We start from the raw sequence: 18,137 nt of genomic DNA, 5'->3' as shown, positions 1-18,137 counted from the left end.
CCCGGCTCAGGGGGGAGGGGCGACCTCGCCATCGGGGCTAGGGACCGATCCGAGTTCGTCGGTCAACTCTCCCGAGGTACTGGCGGGATAGGTGATCGGATTTCCGGTTTCGGGGTCGATCGGAACCGAAGAGAGATAGGTGGGGACCAAGTCCTGGAGGGATCGCGGCCAGGTGCCGGTCTCCCGATGGGCGAGGTGGATCGCGATCTCGGCCATCAGGAATCGGAGGGTTCTCGCGGCCTCGTGGTGAGACTTCGTCGCCTGGAATCGCTGGGTGGATCGTTCGGTGGCCTCGGCCCCATTCGCCCGGAGCATCAGGCGAGCCGCCGGGTGGAACGCCCCTTGATACCATCGAGCCCACCGATCCACGATTGCATCGGCGTTCACTCGTCTGTGATCGAGCGCGTCGAGTTCCCGGAGGATCGACCGGCAACGATCATTCGAGAGACGGTCGCAGAGCCTCCGGAGCCGAGCCGAGGCATTCTTCTGGAAGTACCAGCCGAGCTGGGCCCCGGTGTACATCTCTCCCTGGGTTGTGGCCTGTCCCAGCCTCATCAGTTCGAGGTAGCTCCGGGAGGCATCCTCGAACCGCCCGCCCGACTCGGCGACCAGGCCCTGGGCGGTCAGGAGCCGGTCGACCTGTTTCAGGTGATTCCAGGCTTCGATCTGGGCGGCGATCCCCCCCTGGTCGTCCGAGAAATGCGCGAGGATCCCGCGACCCAGGCCGACCTTCACGAGATCCAGCGCGGGGCGGTTGATCGCCACCAACTCGGCCAAGATACCGGGATCGGTCTGATCGATGTCTCCTCGATCGGGCCAATCCCCCTTGATGATCGTACCGGCCCGGGTCAGGTCGTCATAACCGTTGGGGATGGGAAGTCGAGGGGTCGGGGTAGAATCCCACGCGATCAGAATACCGGCGACGATCACGATCGACGCGAGAATCATCAGAACGGTCCCGGCCCACCAGCCTCGACGTTGGGGGGGAGTCTCGCTCATCGGGGAGGCCCGGACGCGACCGCACCATCAGGCCTCGCGATCGCCGAGAGGTCGTCGGTCAACTCGCCCGATTGGTTCCGCGGATAATCGATCGACCGGCCCGTACCCGAGTCGATCGGAACCGAGGCGAGATACTCGGGCACCAAGTCATCGAGCGATAGGGGCCAGGCGTTTCGATCCTGGTGAAAAGCGTGGATGGCGAAATCCACCAGGGTGAATCGGAAACTCCGCTCGACCTGATCTCGAATGGGCTTCGCCATCGACTGCTCGCCGGTGCGTGCCTTTTTCTCGATGCCGCTCAGGCGATACATCGCCCTCACGCCGAGATTGTTCGAGCCCCGATACCACGAAGACCAGTTCGCCACGACATCGTCGAGGGAGACACGTCTCCGGTCGAGAGCTTCCAGTTCCTTGATCATGGGGACGATCGAACCGCTCGGGAGTCGATCCTTGAGGTTCTGGAGGTCTCGGAGCGCCAGCTTCTGGACGACCCACCCCATCGTCACGTCGATCCCCATGCCGCCCTGAGTCATGGCCTGCCCCAGGGACATCTCATCGAGGAGACTTCTCGACGCCTCGGCGTACCGACCGTCAGTCCGATAAACCAGGGATTCACCGCCGAGCAGTCGGGCGACCGATCGGATCCCGGAAACGGAGTCCATGTGCTGGGCGAGCCAATCCGAGGAATGCGCGACGGGGACGACCGACTCGCGACTCAGCCCGACTCGGGCCTGATCGAGCGCAGGCCGATTGGACTCCACAAAACTCCGAACTTCCTCGATGTCGGCCTCGTCGAACTTCCCCTGGTTGGGCCATAGTCCTTTGATGAGTTGACCGGCTCTATCCAAATCGTCATAACCGTTGGGATCAGGACGTTCTATTGTGCGAGGCGGGCCCTCGTGATTAGTCCACGCAAGGCCCCCAACGACGAGGGCAAAAAATCCACCGATCGAGACGAACCATCGTTTTCTGCGATTCGAGGGTGGAACAGACTGTTGGTTCATGGCGAGGTCTCGTGGGGAGGAGTGAGGGCTCTCCATCTCTTCGCCAGGTCAACCTCGTCTATTTCGAAAGGCTCATGATGGATTCCGGGGTGGTGGTCCGCAAGGGCCACTCAGTGGATACAATCGGTCTCCTCGGTCGGGCGATCTGTCCGCCCCGCTGATCCCGACTTCCCCGCCCCGAGGCGTCGCACGATGGTCAACATCCAGGATCTCTTCGACGACGCCAAGTGCTTCGACACCATCCGGGACATGCGGTGGCCTGACGGCGTGACCTGTCCCAAGTGCTCCTGGGACTCGGTCATCAAGAACGGCAAGGACGACACTCAGCCACTCCGTCAACGCTACGAGTGCCGGGGCTGCCGCCGACGCTTCGACGACCTCACCGACACCATCTTCGCCGGCCATCACCTGCCGCTGAGGACCTGGATCGCCTGCCTCTATCTGATGGGGCTGAACCTCTCGGGATTGCAGATCGCCCAGGAACTCGACATCAACAAGGATGATGCCCGGGCCATGATCCAGCGACTCCGACAGGGGATGGTCGACCGTTGTCCTCCGGTCGTGCTGGAGGGGGAGGTCGAGTGCGACGAAGTCTATGTGGTGGCCGGACATAAGGGTCATCCCGAGGCGGTCAAAAAAAAGGCCGCCTCCCCCGAAGGCGACGCCTGAGAGGCGAGCGAGGTCGGGGCACCCTGGCCAAGGAGAAGCCGCCGATCTTCGGGATGTTGCAGCGTGGAGGCGAGGTCGTGATCCGGATGCTGGAGAACGTCCAGCAGGTGACCATCAAGCCCCTGATCGATCGGATGATCGCCAAGGGGACGTTGGTCTACACCGATGAATACGACATCTATGGCCGCCTGGTGGAGTGGGGTTATGGCCACAAGACGGTCTGCCACGGGGCGGGCGAGTTCGCCCGGGACGACGATGGCGATGGCTTCTGCGAGGTCCATGTCAACACGCTCGAAGGGTTCTGGTCGCTGCTCCGCTCGTGGCTGCGGCCTCACCGAGGAATCCCCCAGGAGAGCCTACCGCTGTACCTGGGTTTCTTCGAGTTCGTGCACAACATCCGGGCGAGAGGAAAGCGGCTACTGGGTGCCCTGATCGGCCAATTGCTGGCACCACCCCGGAATCCATCATGAGCCTTTCGAAATACGTGAATGCTCGAAGCTCAACGAAGCTCGCGAGAGGTCTCGAACCCTTGCCAGAGGACGAACACGGCACCCACGATGAACATGATGTCCAGCACGAGGCTCTGGCCGCCGAAGATCTTCACCACGATATCCAGGAGGAAGAGCACGGCCACCAGGCCCGCGATGCCCATCGCTCCGTAGCAGAGTAGCTTCTCGGTCTCCATCGAAATGCTCGCTCCGGCCGGCATTGAGATCCCCAATACAACCCAGCTTATCACACCCGAGAAGGGTGGGAGAGGGGGGACCTCGAGAATGCCCCGACTTGATCAAACGGGGGGTTGAAAGTTCGCGAATCCGGATTTCAGGATCGCCGCAAACTCGCGGGTACGATCCGGGAGGTCGAGGCATCCCGCGATCGGGAAGGACGAAATCCACGAATAGTGCCCCCCGTTTGCCCCCGCGAATCAACCGACCGCGGGCTGGATCGGGATGGTCCGGGGCCGGGCCGCTTCCTGCTTGGGGAGCCGGACGGACAGGACGCCGTTCTTTGATTCGGCGAGCACCCGGTCGAAGTCGACGGCCTCGGTCAAGGTGATCTGCCGATGGAACGAGCCGAGAGACCGCTCGCGGACCCGGTTATGACCCTCCGGGACTTCGGGCGCCGGCTTCTCTCCTCGGAGCGTGAGTACATTGCCCGTCAGCGAGAGGTCAATCGAGGCGGGATCGACCCCGGGGAGGTCGACTTTCAGGACGATCTCCGAGGGAGTTTCGAAGAGGTCGATGGATGGGATCCACGAGGCCTCGGCCATATCGGTCGGGCTCGACGGGCTCGAGACTCCCGAGCCCGGCTGCCAGTATTCTTCGAAGAGGCGATTCAACTCGCTCTGGAGCGATTGGAGGGGGACCGTCAGTTCCCTCCGCCAGGTTCCGGGGCGCATCATGAGTGTCGGTCCTGGGGCCTTCTGGGGCCGCCGAGAGAGGGTGTGGGGATGCGATCGATCGGGGAAGTCCGGCCGGTCTCCGACGATGGGACGGGCCTCGGGCTCCCCCGAGTCATTCGGCTTGGCTCACGAAGTCTTGATCTCGATCCGCCGGGTCTTGGCTCGCTCGGCCTTGGGGAGGTTCAGCCGGAGGACCCCGTTCTTCATCTCGGCCGAGATCCGGGACCGCTCGACTTCATCGCTCAGGATGAACGACCGATAGAAGTCGCCCGGCCGGTATTCTTCGTGAACGACCCTGGCCCCTTCGGGCGCTGGGGTCCCGACCCGAGCGTGCAGGCTGAGGACGTTATCCTCCAACTGGATCGAGACCTGTCCTTCGGAGACTCCCGGCAGGTCGGCTTCCAGGACCAGGCCCTCGGGCCCTTCATGGATGTCGATCGGCGGCGTGTGATAGGTGGTCGACCCGCCCGGCACTGCGGGGTGAAGCCCCTTCGGATCGTCGCCGATGGCCGGGTTCCGGCCGATCGGTACCGAGATCGTCCCATTTTCCTGGTTCATCGTCGAGTCTCCTTGGTTGATGGAATCCCGATGGTTCAGACGCCGGATGCGGCCGGGGTCACGCTGATCTGTCGAGGGCGAGAGTCCTCGGCCTTGGGCAGCGTGACGGTCAGGACGCCGTGGGCGAAGGTGGCCGAGACCTTGGCCCCGTCCACCCGATCGGGCAAGGTCAGGGTCCTCGTCCATCGGCCGAACTGCCGTTCCTGCCTGCGGAAGCTCTCTTCCGCGACCCCTTCCGGGCGCTTTCGATCGCCCCGAATCGTCAAGGTCTCCCCCGTGATCGAGAGGTCGACCTCTTCGGGACCGACGCCCGGCAACTGCGCGGTCAGGGTATAAAACTCTCCGGCGTCATAAAGGTTGATGGGCGGGACGCCCTGGACAACCCGCCAGTGATGCGTCGGTTCGAGGCTCTCGAAGAGGCGACCTACTTCCCGTTGAAAATCTCGGAATGGGTCCCAATGTCTCTGCCAATTCACTCCGCTCATGCTTCAACCCCTTCTTCCCAGTGATTGATCGTGACGATCATGGGCTCGAAATGGGAAAGAAGCACAAGACGTACCAATCACCAAGTTGGCCGAAATGGCAGACCAATACAAACGCACAAGCCATTTCCAGCTCAAATCTTAGAGCGTCCTGCACCAGATAGAAATAATTCGATCCTCACGGACGACCCCGGTCGAGATGCCAATTTGGCAGAAACCCGAAGATCCGACTGAAAATTCTCGATGCCCTGCCAAAATGACATCACCCTTCATTTTGGCAGGACGACAAGCGGGAATGAGTCGTCGTCGGATTGGATCCGGAGTCGGCTCTCCAACTCGGGAGAGTTCGAAGCCGTCGGCGACAGACCGACCGCGCCTCCGGCTCGGATGACAACTTGGGGGAACATTCGGGCCAGCCTCGGGAGTGCCTCGTCGGTGAAGGAGACCAGTTCATCGGAGGAGACCAGGCCGTCGAGGTTGAGATCGGCCGAGATCGGGCCGGGGAACCCACCGAGGTCGGCGGGGATCGGCTTGAGGTGGTCCGCCCCCATGCCACGGAGCAGGGTGTAAGTCAGCAGCCCGTGTTCCAGGGCGTCGACCTCGTTGGCCGGCTCGCCCCGACGAGCGGCCAGGAGGTACGAGTTCCGGGCCTTCCGCGAGCCCCACTCGACATTCTTCCGGACCCGGGCGACGGCCGGGTCGTCGAGGATTGCGCCCGCCTGGCAGGCGTCGACGATGACGAGCCGCTGGAGCGCCTCGAGCCGGGCCAGGCGGTTGTACAGGATCACGTAGGGCAGGACCTGGGGATCTCCCACCTTGACCCCACCCTGGGCGTCGCCCACGTTCCCTCGGACGCCCACACCGTTCCCTCGAGCGACGACGTTCGCGATCGCCGGGGGCCCGACCGGGAAGGGGAACCGGGGCAAGAGCAGGCAGAACTGGTTCGCGGCCTCGTCGGTGTCGGTGTGCCCGGCCAGGAAGAGGACCACGGTATCCTCGGGATGGCCCCGGACGGCATCGCGGAGCCGTCGGAATGCCTTCTCGATCTCCGGTTCGGTCACTTGGTCGTCGATCAGGACGATCCGCTCTCCGGGACGATCGGCGTTGCGGACCCCCTGAGCCTTCAGGAAGTCGGCGATCCCCGACGCGTCCAGGTGGGCGTATTTCAAGGCCCGGTTCTTGTAGTTGCTGATGCCCAGGGCGAGCGTATGAAGCCGGCCGGCGGGCTCGGGACCGTCGTAGAGAATCGTCAAAGCTTCCGACTTTCCGTCGGACGAACCGGGACGGGAGGCCATCGCGTAGAGCTGATTTTCCCCTTTACGGAGCACGACCTTGGTCCGGGCGAAGTGGGGGGTCTCGCCGGGCTCGAAGTCACCCTCGCCCCGGATCGGCACGCCGTTCTGATAGAGGCGCAGGCCGGATGGGCGGGGGACATCCGTCCAGAGCGTCAATTCGACCTCGCGAGGCGTGACTCCCGGCTCGGTGGGCGGGGCGAAGATCTTCAAGGAGGGCCCTTCGGCCTTCAGCTCGGTCGGTTGCTCCGGTTTCTCACCGCCGGCGATCGAGGCGGCGACCCGGAAGGCATAGTGGGTGTCCTCGGTCTGCTGGAGCGTGACGATTCTTTCACCGACTCGCCACTTGACCATCGACTCGCCGGGCATCGAACCGTCGAATCGGCCGTCGGGCGTGTAGGCCAGCCAGTCGAGGGTCAGGGGGTTCCGGGACTGAGCGATCAAGGTCCCCTGGAGCGTCCGGTCGTTCAGGTCCCAGAACCGGAGCGCGGCATCATCGCCTCCGCTGACGATCATCGAACCGATCGGCCAGCCCGCGAGGGCCCCGATCTGCTCGTTATGGTGGACCCGTGGGTTGAAGGCGACCGGCCGGGGCCTCCCGACTCTCGAGATGTCCCAGAATCGAACCGATTTATCCCGGGAGGCCGAGGCGGCCAGCCACCGACCATCGGGCGAGAAGGTCAGGGCGTTGACCTCGCCATTGAGCGGGAACGGGTCGCCCTGATGCTCGGGCCGTGCTCGCCCCTTCTCCCACTTCCAGAGCGAGACCATCCCCCCGCGCGTGCCGGTGGCCACCCGCTGAGGATCCGTCGGGCTGACCCGTGCCACGGTGAAGGCCGGAGAATCGTCGTCGATGCTGAAGAAGGTGGTCGAGGATCGGAGATCGGTCGCCGGATCCGCCAGGGGCCAGAGCTTCGCGGTCCCGTCCTCGGAGGCGGTCAACAAGTAGGCCTCGTCGCCCGAGAAGTCCAGCGAGGTCAGCCCGCCATCGTGGACCCTGGCGGTGTGGATCAGCCGACCGGTCGCGACTTCCCAGACGCAGGCCAGGGGAAGCTGCGACTCGTGCGATGCCGCCGCCGCCCACCGGCCCGACTTCGAGACCACCACTCGCCCGAACGCCGCCGTGGAAGGTTGACCGGCCACGTCCACCGGTCGGGCGAAGGAGGTGGAGGTCGCCGAGCCGGTCGAGCGATCGAAGAGGACGAGGTCGCCCCCTCGGTCGGGGCGGTTCGTCAGGATCAGTTTCGACTCGTCCGGCAGGAATGCGCCGGAAGTCCATGATCCCGGGAGCGGCTTGCAGCCCCGGCCATCCTCCAGGTCCCAGATCAGGGCAAGATCGTCCTTGGTGATCTCCAGGAGGAACTTCCCCGATGGCGACGGGCTCAACGCGGCGACCTTCCCTCGGGCCGGGTTGACCCTCGCCAGGAGCGTGGCTCGCGGAGGAGCCTCGGAGAGCACCCAGGCGCGAATCCCGCCATCCGCCTGACCGACGACCAGGGCCTTTCCGTCCGGCGAGAAGGCGGGAGTCAGGCCGATCGAGCCGTGATCGGGCAGCGTGACCGGGCCGGGCCGGGCCGGATCGTCCAGACTCCAGGCCAGGATTCGACCTTCGATCGGCGTGCAGGCCGCCAGCCATTTGCCATCCTCGGAAAAGACGGCTCGCTCGATCCGGCCCGGGACCGGGTGCTCCTCGGCATCGGTCATGGTCAGGTCGGCTCCGCCGGGCCTGGTCTCGACCAGCCGGAGCGATCGTTGGTCGCTCACCAGGAGCATGCCCAACTTTGATAGCCGGGCCAACCGGATCGGCCCCTCGAAAGTCCGATCGAACTCGACCGATCGACCCGGTAATCCCAGGACCATGACCCGCCCTCGATCGTCGCCGACGACCAGTCGCTTGCCGTCGTCGGAGAGTTCGAGCGCGGTGATCCGCCCGCCCGGCCCATCGAGCCTCGCCGCCGCCAAACCCTCCGCATCGAAGACGAGGAAGAAGTCGGGCCCGCCATCGGGGGAGACGATCGAGGCAACGACCGACGGTGCTCCGGGTTCGGGCCGGCTCGCGGCGACGATCCGGGAAATCGACTCGTCGGAGAAGTTTCGGACCTTTCGGATCGACCCCCCGGTTCCATCCCAGAGGACCGACCGGCCGCCCTCATCGAGCGAGAGGAATCGGAGGCTCTCGGGCAGGAAGCAGAGCGAAGCGACGGCCTCCTCATGTTCGGGCGGTCCGTAGATAGGCCGGGGGCGATCCTCGGCCATGTCCCATCCGACAATCCCGCCCGACCCGTCGCCGGCCAGCAGGAGCCGAGCGTCACGGTCGATCGCGAGCGTCCTGACCCCGATGAACGGGTCGGTCAGGACCCGGACCATCGCCGGGTAACGCTCGCCGAGCTTCCAGACTCGGACCGTCGAGTCCATGCTCGCGGAGATGATCCGCGAGTTGTCGGCGGAGATCAGGATCGAGGTCACTCGATCACCGTGCCCGGACTGGACGATCAGCTCGGGCTGGGCCTGCTCGACAATCCTGGCCGCCCCGGTCCAGAGCGAGACCGTCGGTCCGACGCCGCCCATCGCACGGAAGCCTCGATCGACCAGGATCTTGTCCCGATTCAGGGCATCCAGGCATCCAATCAGGTTGTGGGCCCGGGAGGGCTGTCCCATCGCCTCGCGGATCGCGCGGACGAAGGCCCCGTCCTCGGCGGCCCTCGTCCCATCGGCGGCCAGCCAGGCGGTCACTCCCTCCCACCGGCTGAGCGCCCGGAGCCAGTCGAGGCTCGAAGGCGAGCCCGCTTCCAGGTTCATCCCGCGATCGCCCCGACCCCGGAGCGAGCTATCGAGCCAGATCACGACCCGGGCCTTCCGGGCGATCCCGCCTCGGTCGAGCGCGTCGTCGAGCGACCAGCCGGTCCCGTCGACGTCGGCGGCCCGGGCGTCGATCGGCAGGAGGTAGGCCCGGCCGGCAGGGGCTCCCCCACGGGGAGGCCGGGCGGTCGACTGGCCCGCGAAATAGATCAGCACCACGTCATCGGGACGGACCCGCTCGCCCAGCCATTCGGTGACGGCCCAATCGAGGTTCTCGCGGGTCGGCAGGAGGTCGGTCATCCTCTCCTTCGCCTGGCCGTGGGTCGGCCGTCCCAGGTCGTCCATCCTCAGGAGCCCGGCCTCGCCCCAGCCAGCGGTCCCGGCCACCCAGTCGGCGACCAGCCGGGCATCGCGGACCGACCCGGTGCATCGGGGGATCAGGGTATCGGCGTAGTTGTTGATCCCGATCACGACCGCCCAGACCTTCCGGGCGTCGGCCGCCCCGGCCTCAACCGGCCCGATCAGGTGGAGCGATCCGATCAGTCCCAACCAGGCGCAGATCGTCGACGTGTAACGTCTCATGGGGTTCGACCGCCATCGGGGTCCGAGGTCCGGGGCTTTTCGCACCTGGATAAAAATACGACACCCCGGACCGACGGTGACAGTTTTCAACGCGAGGGAGGCCGGGCGTCGGGGCACTCGACGACCAATCGAAACCCGATATTACCCGCGGCGCATTCCTCGTCCCGTCGCTTGGTGTCGCGATTGGTGGTCTTGCAGTTATCGGGGATCTCGTTGAAATCACCGCCCCGGATCACGTACTCGACTCCGGAGCTATCCTCCGCCACCTCGCAGGGATCGACCTGCACAACGTCACGCTTCTGATAGGGCTTCCAGGCATCCCGGCACATTTCCTTGACGTTGCCGAGCATGTCGAGCAGGCCCTCCTCGGTGATATCGGTCTTCGAGAAGGAGCCGACCGGGAACGTTGATAGCGAATCGGCGGCGTCAATCCGGGCGACGTCGCGGCTCGGATACGGGGAGTCGCCCCAGACGAAGCGCTTCAGCATCCCGCGCGACCTGGCGGCATATTCCCACTGGGCCTCGGTGGGTAGCATCCCGGAAGCGTATCGGGCGTAAGCGATCGCCATTTTCCTGGGGATCTGGACGGCGGGATGCGAGGCGGCCTCGGCCCCTCCGATCCTCTGTCGGGCCTGATCCCATCCCGATGGCCCTACCCTCGAGGTCAGTTCGAGAAACGCTTCGAACTGGGCGTTGGTGACCTCGGTCTCCTGGATGTAGAAGCCGGAACGGAGGAGAACCCGATGCGCCGGGGTGTCGTTCTGGGCCTGCGGCCCCGTGGCGTCGGTGGCATCCCAGGCCCCCATGGTCCAATCCCGATTTCCCTCGATCCGGACGAGCCGGGTGTAGGTGGGATCATTGTCGCGCGTGATGAGACGAGGCCAGCCGTCGACGAGGTCCTTCGGGTCGACCGGCGTGTAACCTCGGGGGAGGTAGATGCCCGGGGCGAACCGGCTGAACTCGACGTCGTCCGACTCCCGGATGAGCCGCTCGGGATATCCCGCCTGGTCCTTGAGGACCGGCTTCGGCGCGCTGTACCCTTCGGGCAGGGCAACCGGGCGGATCGGGGGGGGCAGCTCGACCTTATCCCTATCGGAACGCTTCTCGACCACCGGTGGCCTGAAGTAGACGAACAACAAGATGAGCAGGGCCAGGCCGAGGATGGCCGAGCCGATCAGGAACGCTCGTGGCGGCCCGGAGGTCTGGACCTCGCCGCCGAAGGTCGAGGGAGAGTCGGCGGGAGTCTTGGCCGATGTGGGATGGGTCGGGTGGCTCGTGAGCGTCTGAGGACCTGTCGCGAAGCTCGGCGATCCGCTGTCGTGTTCGGTCTTGAGGTCGGCGAACGAGGCGGCCGAGGGGGGCTTCCTGGGTAGGGCCCAGGCCGAGTCGGGCGGCGCCGTGCCGGTCGGTCCCTGGATGGCCTCGATCGCCTCCAGGACCTCGTCGAATAGCTCGCGGGCGGTCTGTTGCCTCTGGTCGCGATCCTTGGAGAGGGACCGGAAGATCGCGTGCTCCAGCTCGGGGAGGGGGCGAAGTTCCGGGTTGGCCTCGTGGAACGGGGGGGGTGGGACCGAGGCATGCTGATGCATGACCTGGAAATGAACCCCCTTGAACGGGAGTTTCCCGGTGACCATCTCGTAGAGGATCACCCCGACCGAGTAGATATCGGACCGGCCGTCGAGGTCCTGACGATTCATCGCCTGCTCGGGACTCCCGTAGGAGGGCGTCCCGATGAACCCTTGCGTCAACGTCATGTTGGCCGCGTTGTCGGGGTCGTCGCGGATCTTGGCGATCCCGAAGTCCAGGACCTTCAGCGATTCGCGGCCCGGCTTCCGGCCGTCCAGGAGCATCAGGTTGCTGGGCTTGAGGTCGCGGTGGACGATCCCTTTCTCGTGGGCTTCCTGGAGGACGTCGGTCAGCTGGTCCAGGAACCGGACGATCCATCCGAGGGGCATCAGCGGTTTCGATGGGTCATAATCGGGGCTCGTCCGGGCCGAGGCCAGGATCTCGTGGATGGTCCGGCCATCGACATATTCCATGTCGATGTAACCGCCATCGTCGTCGATGGCCGCGTCGTAGATCTGGACGGCGTGATGATGCTTCAGCGAGGCCATCACCTTGAATTCGCGCTGGAATCGCCGGAGCGCGACGTCGTTCGAGGCGATGTTGGAGACGATCAGCTTGAGGGCATGGAGGTCGTCCATCGCGACGTGGCGGACCAGCCAGACGTCGCCCATCGCCCCGCCGCCCAGCTTCCTGATGACGTGGTACTTCGAATAGAGAACCTGCCCGGGAGCGATCCGCCCGGAGACCCCTCGAAGCGAGGTCCCCCCCGTCCACGAGCCGAAAGAGCTGCCGCCCGGGCCCGAACCGAGCGCCGAGGCCCCCGAGGACTGTTCCATCCGTCGGGTATCGTCTTCGAGCGTCCCCTCGGAATCACCAGGCCCGAAATTCGAGGGGGCATCCTCGTCGTCCGGCTGGAACGCCCGGGTCATCGGGGGTTCGGCTTCCTGGGGTTCGTCGGGCGAAGGCTTCATCGACTTTCCCCCGAAGCAGGCCTGAAGTCGTAGGAGGTTCGGACCATTCCGCGCCCCCCATCCTACGGCTTATCCGACGGCCCGTTAAGTCGCCAGTCCGACGATCCAACTCCCGGCGCGGAAATGAGGCCGGCTTCCCCGAAGGCGTCGAGCAATCGGTCGAGATCGTCCCCATCGTGGGCCGCGGTCAAGCTCACTCGGAGTCGTGCGGTGCCTTCGGGGACGGTCGGGGGCCGGATCGCCGGGATCATCAGGCCCCTTTCGAGGAGCCAATTAGCCATCTCGACCGCGCGAGCCGGGTCTCCGAGGACCACCGGGACGATCGGGCCACCCCGTCCCGCCCCGGGAACGGCCCCTCGAAGCCGCTTCGCCAAGTCTAGCACGCGAGTTCTCCGCCAGGTCTCCTCTCGGGCGATCTCCAGGGCCCGAAGGGCCGCCGAGGCGACCGGGGGGGGCATGTTCGTCGAGTAGATCATCGTCCGGGCGTGGTTCACCAGCCATCCGATCAGGCGACTCGACCCGGCCACGAAACCGCCCGCCGACCCCAGGGCTTTCGAAAGCGTCCCGACCTTCAGATCGACACGCCCTTCCACACCCAGGGCCTCGCAGGATCCCCTCCCCTCGGCGCCGTAGACTCCGGTCCCGTGGGCCTCATCCACCAGGAACATCGCCCCGAACCGACCGGCCAGGTCCGCCAGGTCGCCCAGCGGGGCGAGGTCGCCATCCATGCTGAACACACCATCGGTGGCGATCAGGGAGCGGCGGAATCGACCTCGATCCCGTCCGAGAATCGACTCCAGGCGGTTCGAATCGTTGTGCGGATAGACCCGGAGCCTCGCCCCGGAGAGTCGTGCCCCGTCGATCAGGCTGGCATGGTTGAGCCGGTCCGAATAGACCGCGTCCCCCGACCCGACCAGGGCGGCGATCGTCCCGAGATTCGCCGCGTATCCCGAAGGGAAGAGCGCGACGGCCTCGGAGCCTTCGAACCGGGACAGGGCCTCGACCAGCGCCTCGTGGGGCTCGCGCCACCCCGAGACCAGCGGCGAGGCCCCCGCACCCCAGCCGAATCGGGAGGCGGCGAGGGTCGCCGCCTCGATCACCCGAGGGTCGCTGGCCAGCCCCAGATAGTCGTTCGAGGCGAAGTTGACCAGCGATCGGCCCTGCCGATCGACGTGCCCCGGGGTCGATCCCCCGAGCGCGATCAAACGCCGCTCCAGCCCCTTCCGGGACCAGGCTCGTGACTCCTCATCAATCCAGGCGAGAGGGTCGATCATGGTAAGAGGAGACGAATGATCTCGCCTTATTTCAGGCCCGCCAGGAACTCCACGAGGTCGCGGAGTTCCGACTTGCTCAACTTCTTGTAGAGATCCTCCGGCATGGCCGAGCCCCCTCGCTTGCGTTCCTCGATTTCTGCCTTGGGGATCTCGATCAATTTGGCCTCGGCGGTCATCAGGCGGAGGGTCTTGTCGTCTTCCGACTTGAGGACCCCGGTGACGACCGTCCCGTCGGTCTTGGCCACGACCACAGACTCGAAACCCTCGGCGATGGCCTGGTTGGGCGCGACGATCGATTCCAGGAGATACGTCCTCGGGTGCTTGGTCCCGATGCCGGTGAGCTCGGGGCCGACCTCACCCCCCTCCCCCCTCACCTTGTGGCATCGGACGCAATAGACGGCGGTATTGTCCTGATAGATCTTCCGGCCCCGGGCGCGATCGCCCCCTTCCAGGGCCGCATGATAACCGGCGAGCGGGCCATCCTTGGGCAACGACTGCTCCAGACGAGCCAGCCGCTCGGCGACCTCGGACGACTTCCGCTTCGAGGCGGCGTCGATCAGTTCCAGCTCGATCGCGTTGTCCCCCTTCGCAACCTGACGATCGAGGGCTTTCGCCAGGATCGCGTCGGCCTCGGGGCGGTCGGACGAGCCGAGGACTTCCAGGGCCTTCTGCTTCTCCTGGGCCGAGCCGGTCTCCATCACGTTCGCCATGATGGGGATCGCCCGGGCCGGGTCGAGCCGGGCGAGCAGCCGGAGTCCTTCCGAACGGACCCGCCCGTCGTCCGAGGCGACCGCGGCCTCGACGGCCTGATTCAGCCTCGGGTCGTTCAGCTTCTCCAGGGCCTGGATCGCATCGACCCGGACCGCGCTCCTGGCCTTGCCCTCGACAACGAGGGTGAGCAGGGTTGGACCAGCCTCGCGAATGCCCAGTTCCGCGACCGCCTGGATCGCCTCGCGTCGGACCTCGTCGGGACCTCCGACGAGCAGACGGTCGACCACCGGGCGGAGCGCGTCGGCGGCGACCTTGGGGTCTCGGACCTCGATTGGTCGCCAAAGCCCGTTAATCCGGTCGCGGCCCGAGGGCTTGGCCCAGGTGGCGAGAATGCTGAGCGCCTCGACCCGGAGGTTCTTCGAGGCTTCGGGTCGGGTTGCGACCGAGGCCAGGGCCGAGGCATCCTCGGGACGACCGACCCGGTTGGCCGCATTGATCGACCGACGACTCAGGGCCTCGGTCAGTCCCGGCTTCTCGGCCAGTTTGGCGAGCGCGGGGAGGGCTTCGGGGATGGGGGCTTCGTAGATCGCCAGTCCGGCCTCGGTGGCGATCCCGGGGTCCTTGTCCTCCAGGAAGGAGGAGACCTCGGGCCGGGCCAGCCGACGGAGGGCTACAACCACCCCGCGTCGGACGGCGGGAGAGGGGTCGGAATCGGCGAGCTTCAGGCCCGCGAGATCGGCGATCCCGACCAGGCCCATCACGGCGGCGTGGCGGAGCGTGGGGTCCTGGTCGTCATTGGATCGGAGGAGGTCCAGCAGGGGCTTGACGCCTTCCAGGACGGACTGCTTGCCGATCGCGATCGCGGCGAAATACCGGACCCGAACATTCTCATCGGACACGAGCGGCAGGAGGAGCGGCCCCATGGTCAACTCGGCCTGGTCATCGAGCCGAGCGGGCGGGATGTCGCCGATCACCCGGGCCACCTGGGCGCGGATCTCGGGATCTTGATCCCGGGCCAGATCGCCGAGGACCGCGAGATTGACCGGGGTCTTCCGATCGACCTGGCCGAGGCCCCAGATCGCATGGACCCGGGCCAGGGTCGAAGCCCCCGAGGCGGCGACCTTTCTCAGGGTTGCTAACGCCCCACCCTTCCCTTCCGGGTCGGCGATCGACCGCCCGGCCAGTTCGAACTGGGCTTCCTGGCGAATGCGCTGGTCGTCGTGCCCGAGGAGCTCCGCCAGCTCGTCGACGGGCCGGTGCTCCATCCCCTCGGCGATCAGCGACTTGACCTCGGCCGATCGGGGATCGGCCTTGGCCCCGGTGATCTTCCAGATCCGGCCCTTGCCGGTCTTGTTCCAGCCATTGACCCAGTCCGAGACATAGACCGCGCCATCGGGTCCGAAATCCACGTCCGTCGCCAGGACCGACCAGGCGAACTGCTCGGCGTCGACCAGCTCGAACGAAGCCCCCTTGGGCTTGTTGGCGAACGACCGGATACCGCTGGAGCCGGCACCTCCCCGGAAATCGGCGAGGAAGAAGTGGTCGCGATATTGTTCGGGGAGGCCGGTCCCCGGGTCGTGGGCCAGGCCGGAGGGTCCGTCGGAGATGTTCAAGATCGGCGGGACGATGTAGGCCGCCTGGCCTTCCCATCGGGGATACCAGAGCTTCTCGGCATTCCAGGGGCCTCGCGAGGTCGGGAAGTCGAGGTACTGATAGCCCATCCTCCAGCCGCTATCGCCCGCCTCGACGACGTGGACCCATCGGGCCTTGTCGCCGCCGTCGGAGTTGTTATCGCCGGTGAACAGGTTCCCGAAGTTGTCGAAGGCGAGTTCCTGGGGGTTCCGGAGCCCAGAGGCGAAGATCTCCAGGTTCGAGCCGTCGGGCTCGCAACGGAGGACCGACCCGGTGTCCGGGGCGAACAGATGGACGCCTTCCTTGTTGGTGACGTTGAGCCCGCGGTCGCCGATCGAGAAGTAGAGTCGGCCATCGGGCCCGAGTTGGAGCCCGTGGAGGTCGTGGCCCAAGAACGCGACATGGACCCCGTAGCCGGTGCTGAGCGAATCCTTGACGTCGGACTTGCCGTCGCCGTCGGTGTCGCGGAGCTTCCAGAGGTCGGGTATGCAGGTGTAGTAGACGTCCCCCTTGCGGGCCAGGAGCCCGGCGCCGATCCCGTCGGCGGCCTCCTTGAACCCGTCGGCGAAGACGGTCGAGGTGTCGGCCTTGCCGTCGCCGTCGGCGTCGACGACCCGCCGGACCCGCTCGTGCTCGACCTGATAATCCTTGAAATCCTCGGGGCTGAGGAACTTCTCGTACATCGCCACGCGGTCGGCGACGGTCCGGCTGGCCATGTCGGCGTCGAGCCAGTTCATGTGGCTCCGGTTGTCCGTGACCCCCGCATGGAGGCGGAATGTCTCGGCGACGAAGAACCGGCCGTGGTCATCGATGCAGAACGCGACCGGGTTGGCCAGCAGGGGCTCGGCGGCGAACAGCTCGATCTTCAGCCCCGGGGCCAGTCGGATCGACTGGATCGCCTGGGCCGCCTCGGGCGAGGCTCCCGCGACCTGCGGCTTGTACAGCTCGTCCTCGGCCCGGGCCGGGAGGCTGGAAATCGACGAGAGGGCGAAAGCGGCCAGGGCCGCCCGGATGATCCATCGGTGCATCGGTTGATCCCGCTTCGGCGAAAGGGGCGTGAGCGGCCCCCCTACCGTATCCCATGGGCGGCCTGACGACAGCCTTCAGGGTAGCGGACGAACAGTGCCGAATGCAATGTCATAGGAAAGAGGTTGGACAGAGAGCGCGATGACGCCACTCGATGAACCAGCCGGTGACGGTCAACGGATCAAGGTCTCCAGCGCCTTGTCGAGCGCGGGGCCTCGGAGTTCCAGGCGGATGATCTTCCCGCCGGGGTCGATCAGGAACGTGGCGGGGATGTTCTTGACGCCGAAGGCCTCGACCAGGTCGCCGTCGGCGGTGGCGTTGTGGACCTGCCTCCACGGGAGCTTGCGGGCCTTCACGAAGTCGAGGACGGCCGTCGGGGTCTCGTCGAGGCTCACCGAGACGATCTCGAATCCCTTGCCCTGATATTTCGCGTAAGCGGCCTGCAAGCGCGGCAGTTCTATCACGCACGGGGCGCACCAGGTGGCCCAGAAATCCACCAGGACATATTTACCCCGATAATCATCGAGGCGGACCGTCGCTCCGACCAGGTCGCGGACCGTGACGCTCGGCGCCGAGGTGCCAACCCGATCGATCCGCGCGATCTCATCCTTGATCCGCTGGGCCAGGTTGGGGCTTTCGCCCCCGTACTTCCGGAGGAGCGAAAGATAGACCCGACGGGCCACTTCATTCTCGCCGGCCGTCAGGGCCGAGGTGGCCAGGGTGTCGGCGAATTGGGCCGCGAACTCCTCCTGCTCGGCCCCCCCCAGCCCGCTCATCAGGTCGTCGAAGATCGCCAGGGCCTCCTGGTATTTCCCGGCCTGGGCGCGGGCCATCGTGCCGACGATCTGAGCCAGCGACTTGACCGGACCTTCGGGATGCTCGGCGAGGTACTTCCGGGCGACGGCCTCATTGTCGGCGAACCAGTCGTGCTCGATGACCTTGTCGAAGATCTTCATGTAGGCCTGATCGATGTCATCGGCCTTGGGATTCTTCGAAAGATAGGTGACCAGGTCGCCGATCAGCGCCTTGTCGTGGACCGACTGGATCTCGCCGACGGTCTTCGGCTCGTCCGCACTCGCCGAGTCGGCCGAAACGAGGAGAATCGAGGCCCAGATCAGTCCGATCGTCGAGACTCTCGCCATCATGCGTCATTCTCGGATGGGGTGTCGG

The 18,137-nt window shown here is 65.8% G+C and carries 11 protein-coding genes and 1 pseudogene; 1 reads left to right on the top strand and 11 read right to left on the bottom strand.

Annotated features, from left to right (window positions below; all coding sequences use genetic code 11):
• Positions 1–6 precede the first annotated feature (6 nt).
• Together P12x_RS05850 and P12x_RS05845 are read right to left on the bottom strand one after the other, a co-directional pair.
• A complete protein-coding gene (locus tag P12x_RS05850; protein ID WP_435009951.1) occupies positions 7–999 on the bottom strand; it encodes a hypothetical protein in 993 nt (330 codons plus the stop codon).
• Positions 996–1,760, bottom strand: coding sequence for a hypothetical protein (locus P12x_RS05845; RefSeq protein ID WP_435009950.1), 765 nt, complete (start codon positions 1,758–1,760; stop codon positions 996–998). Before P12x_RS05845 ends, P12x_RS05850 begins: the two co-directional genes overlap by 4 nt.
• Positions 1,761–2,195: 435 nt before the next feature.
• Here P12x_RS05845 and P12x_RS05840 point away from each other — a divergent pair.
• Positions 2,196–3,142, top strand: a pseudogene (locus P12x_RS05840) (IS1595 family transposase).
• A 29-nt stretch (positions 3,143–3,171) separates the two neighbouring features.
• On the opposite strand, the gene P12x_RS05835 reads toward P12x_RS05840, so the two are convergent.
• The 9 genes from P12x_RS05835 to P12x_RS05795 form a co-directional block, all read right to left on the bottom strand.
• The gene (locus P12x_RS05835) at positions 3,172–3,357 is read right to left on the bottom strand and encodes a hypothetical protein (protein WP_435009949.1); all 186 of its coding nucleotides are present in this window, start codon (positions 3,355–3,357) and stop codon (positions 3,172–3,174) included.
• Between the two features lie 240 nt (positions 3,358–3,597).
• Positions 3,598–4,074, bottom strand: a complete 477-nt coding sequence (locus P12x_RS05830; RefSeq protein WP_435009948.1) for an Hsp20/alpha crystallin family protein — start codon at positions 4,072–4,074, stop codon at positions 3,598–3,600.
• Between the two features lie 126 nt (positions 4,075–4,200).
• Positions 4,201–4,632 (bottom strand): Hsp20/alpha crystallin family protein, encoded by a 432-nt coding sequence (locus tag P12x_RS05825; RefSeq protein ID WP_435009947.1) that lies wholly within the window; start codon positions 4,630–4,632, stop codon positions 4,201–4,203.
• Between the two features lie 35 nt (positions 4,633–4,667).
• Positions 4,668–5,117 (bottom strand): Hsp20/alpha crystallin family protein, encoded by a 450-nt coding sequence (locus P12x_RS05820; protein WP_435009946.1) that lies wholly within the window; start codon positions 5,115–5,117, stop codon positions 4,668–4,670.
• A 266-nt stretch (positions 5,118–5,383) separates the two neighbouring features.
• Positions 5,384–9,787 (bottom strand): caspase family protein, encoded by a 4,404-nt coding sequence (locus tag P12x_RS05815; RefSeq protein ID WP_435009945.1) that lies wholly within the window; start codon positions 9,785–9,787, stop codon positions 5,384–5,386.
• An 86-nt stretch (positions 9,788–9,873) separates the two neighbouring features.
• On the bottom strand, positions 9,874–12,324 hold the full coding sequence (locus P12x_RS05810) for a bifunctional serine/threonine-protein kinase/formylglycine-generating enzyme family protein (protein WP_435009944.1): 2,451 nt from the start codon (positions 12,322–12,324) through the stop codon (positions 9,874–9,876).
• A 62-nt stretch (positions 12,325–12,386) separates the two neighbouring features.
• Positions 12,387–13,598, bottom strand: a complete 1,212-nt coding sequence (gene bioF, locus P12x_RS05805; RefSeq protein WP_435009943.1) for an 8-amino-7-oxononanoate synthase — start codon at positions 13,596–13,598, stop codon at positions 12,387–12,389.
• Between the two features lie 26 nt (positions 13,599–13,624).
• The gene (locus P12x_RS05800; RefSeq protein ID WP_435009942.1) at positions 13,625–16,969 is read right to left on the bottom strand and encodes a PVC-type heme-binding CxxCH protein; all 3,345 of its coding nucleotides are present in this window, start codon (positions 16,967–16,969) and stop codon (positions 13,625–13,627) included.
• 171 nt (positions 16,970–17,140) lie between these two features.
• A complete protein-coding gene (locus P12x_RS05795; RefSeq protein WP_435009941.1) occupies positions 17,141–18,112 on the bottom strand; it encodes a TlpA family protein disulfide reductase in 972 nt (323 codons plus the stop codon).
• Positions 18,113–18,137: the final 25 nt, after the last annotated feature.

The organism is Tundrisphaera lichenicola (assembly GCF_051175385.1).
GTDB classification, from domain to species: domain Bacteria; phylum Planctomycetota; class Planctomycetia; order Isosphaerales; family Isosphaeraceae; genus Tundrisphaera; species Tundrisphaera lichenicola.
Note: the sequence above shows the minus strand (reverse complement) of the source record. Positions and strands in the feature narration are given on the sequence as shown.

Bases quoted from the DNA above. Each gene is read 5' to 3' on its own strand.
- P12x_RS05850 (WP_435009951.1), bottom strand. From the start codon at position 999: ATGAGCGAGACTCCCCCCCAACGTCGAGGCTGGTGGGCCGGGACCGTT.
- P12x_RS05835 (WP_435009949.1), bottom strand. From the start codon at position 3,357: ATGGAGACCGAGAAGCTACTCTGCTACGGAGCGATGGGCATCGCGGGC.
- P12x_RS05830 (WP_435009948.1), bottom strand. From the start codon at position 4,074: ATGATGCGCCCCGGAACCTGGCGGAGGGAACTGACGGTCCCCCTCCAA.
- P12x_RS05825 (WP_435009947.1), bottom strand. From the start codon at position 4,632: ATGAACCAGGAAAATGGGACGATCTCGGTACCGATCGGCCGGAACCCG.
- P12x_RS05820 (WP_435009946.1), bottom strand. From the start codon at position 5,117: ATGAGCGGAGTGAATTGGCAGAGACATTGGGACCCATTCCGAGATTTT.
- P12x_RS05815 (WP_435009945.1), bottom strand. From the start codon at position 9,787: ATGAGACGTTACACGTCGACGATCTGCGCCTGGTTGGGACTGATCGGA.
- P12x_RS05810 (WP_435009944.1), bottom strand. From the start codon at position 12,324: ATGAAGCCTTCGCCCGACGAACCCCAGGAAGCCGAACCCCCGATGACC.
- bioF (WP_435009943.1), bottom strand. From the start codon at position 13,598: ATGATCGACCCTCTCGCCTGGATTGATGAGGAGTCACGAGCCTGGTCC.
- P12x_RS05800 (WP_435009942.1), bottom strand. From the start codon at position 16,969: ATGCACCGATGGATCATCCGGGCGGCCCTGGCCGCTTTCGCCCTCTCG.
- P12x_RS05795 (WP_435009941.1), bottom strand. From the start codon at position 18,112: ATGATGGCGAGAGTCTCGACGATCGGACTGATCTGGGCCTCGATTCTC.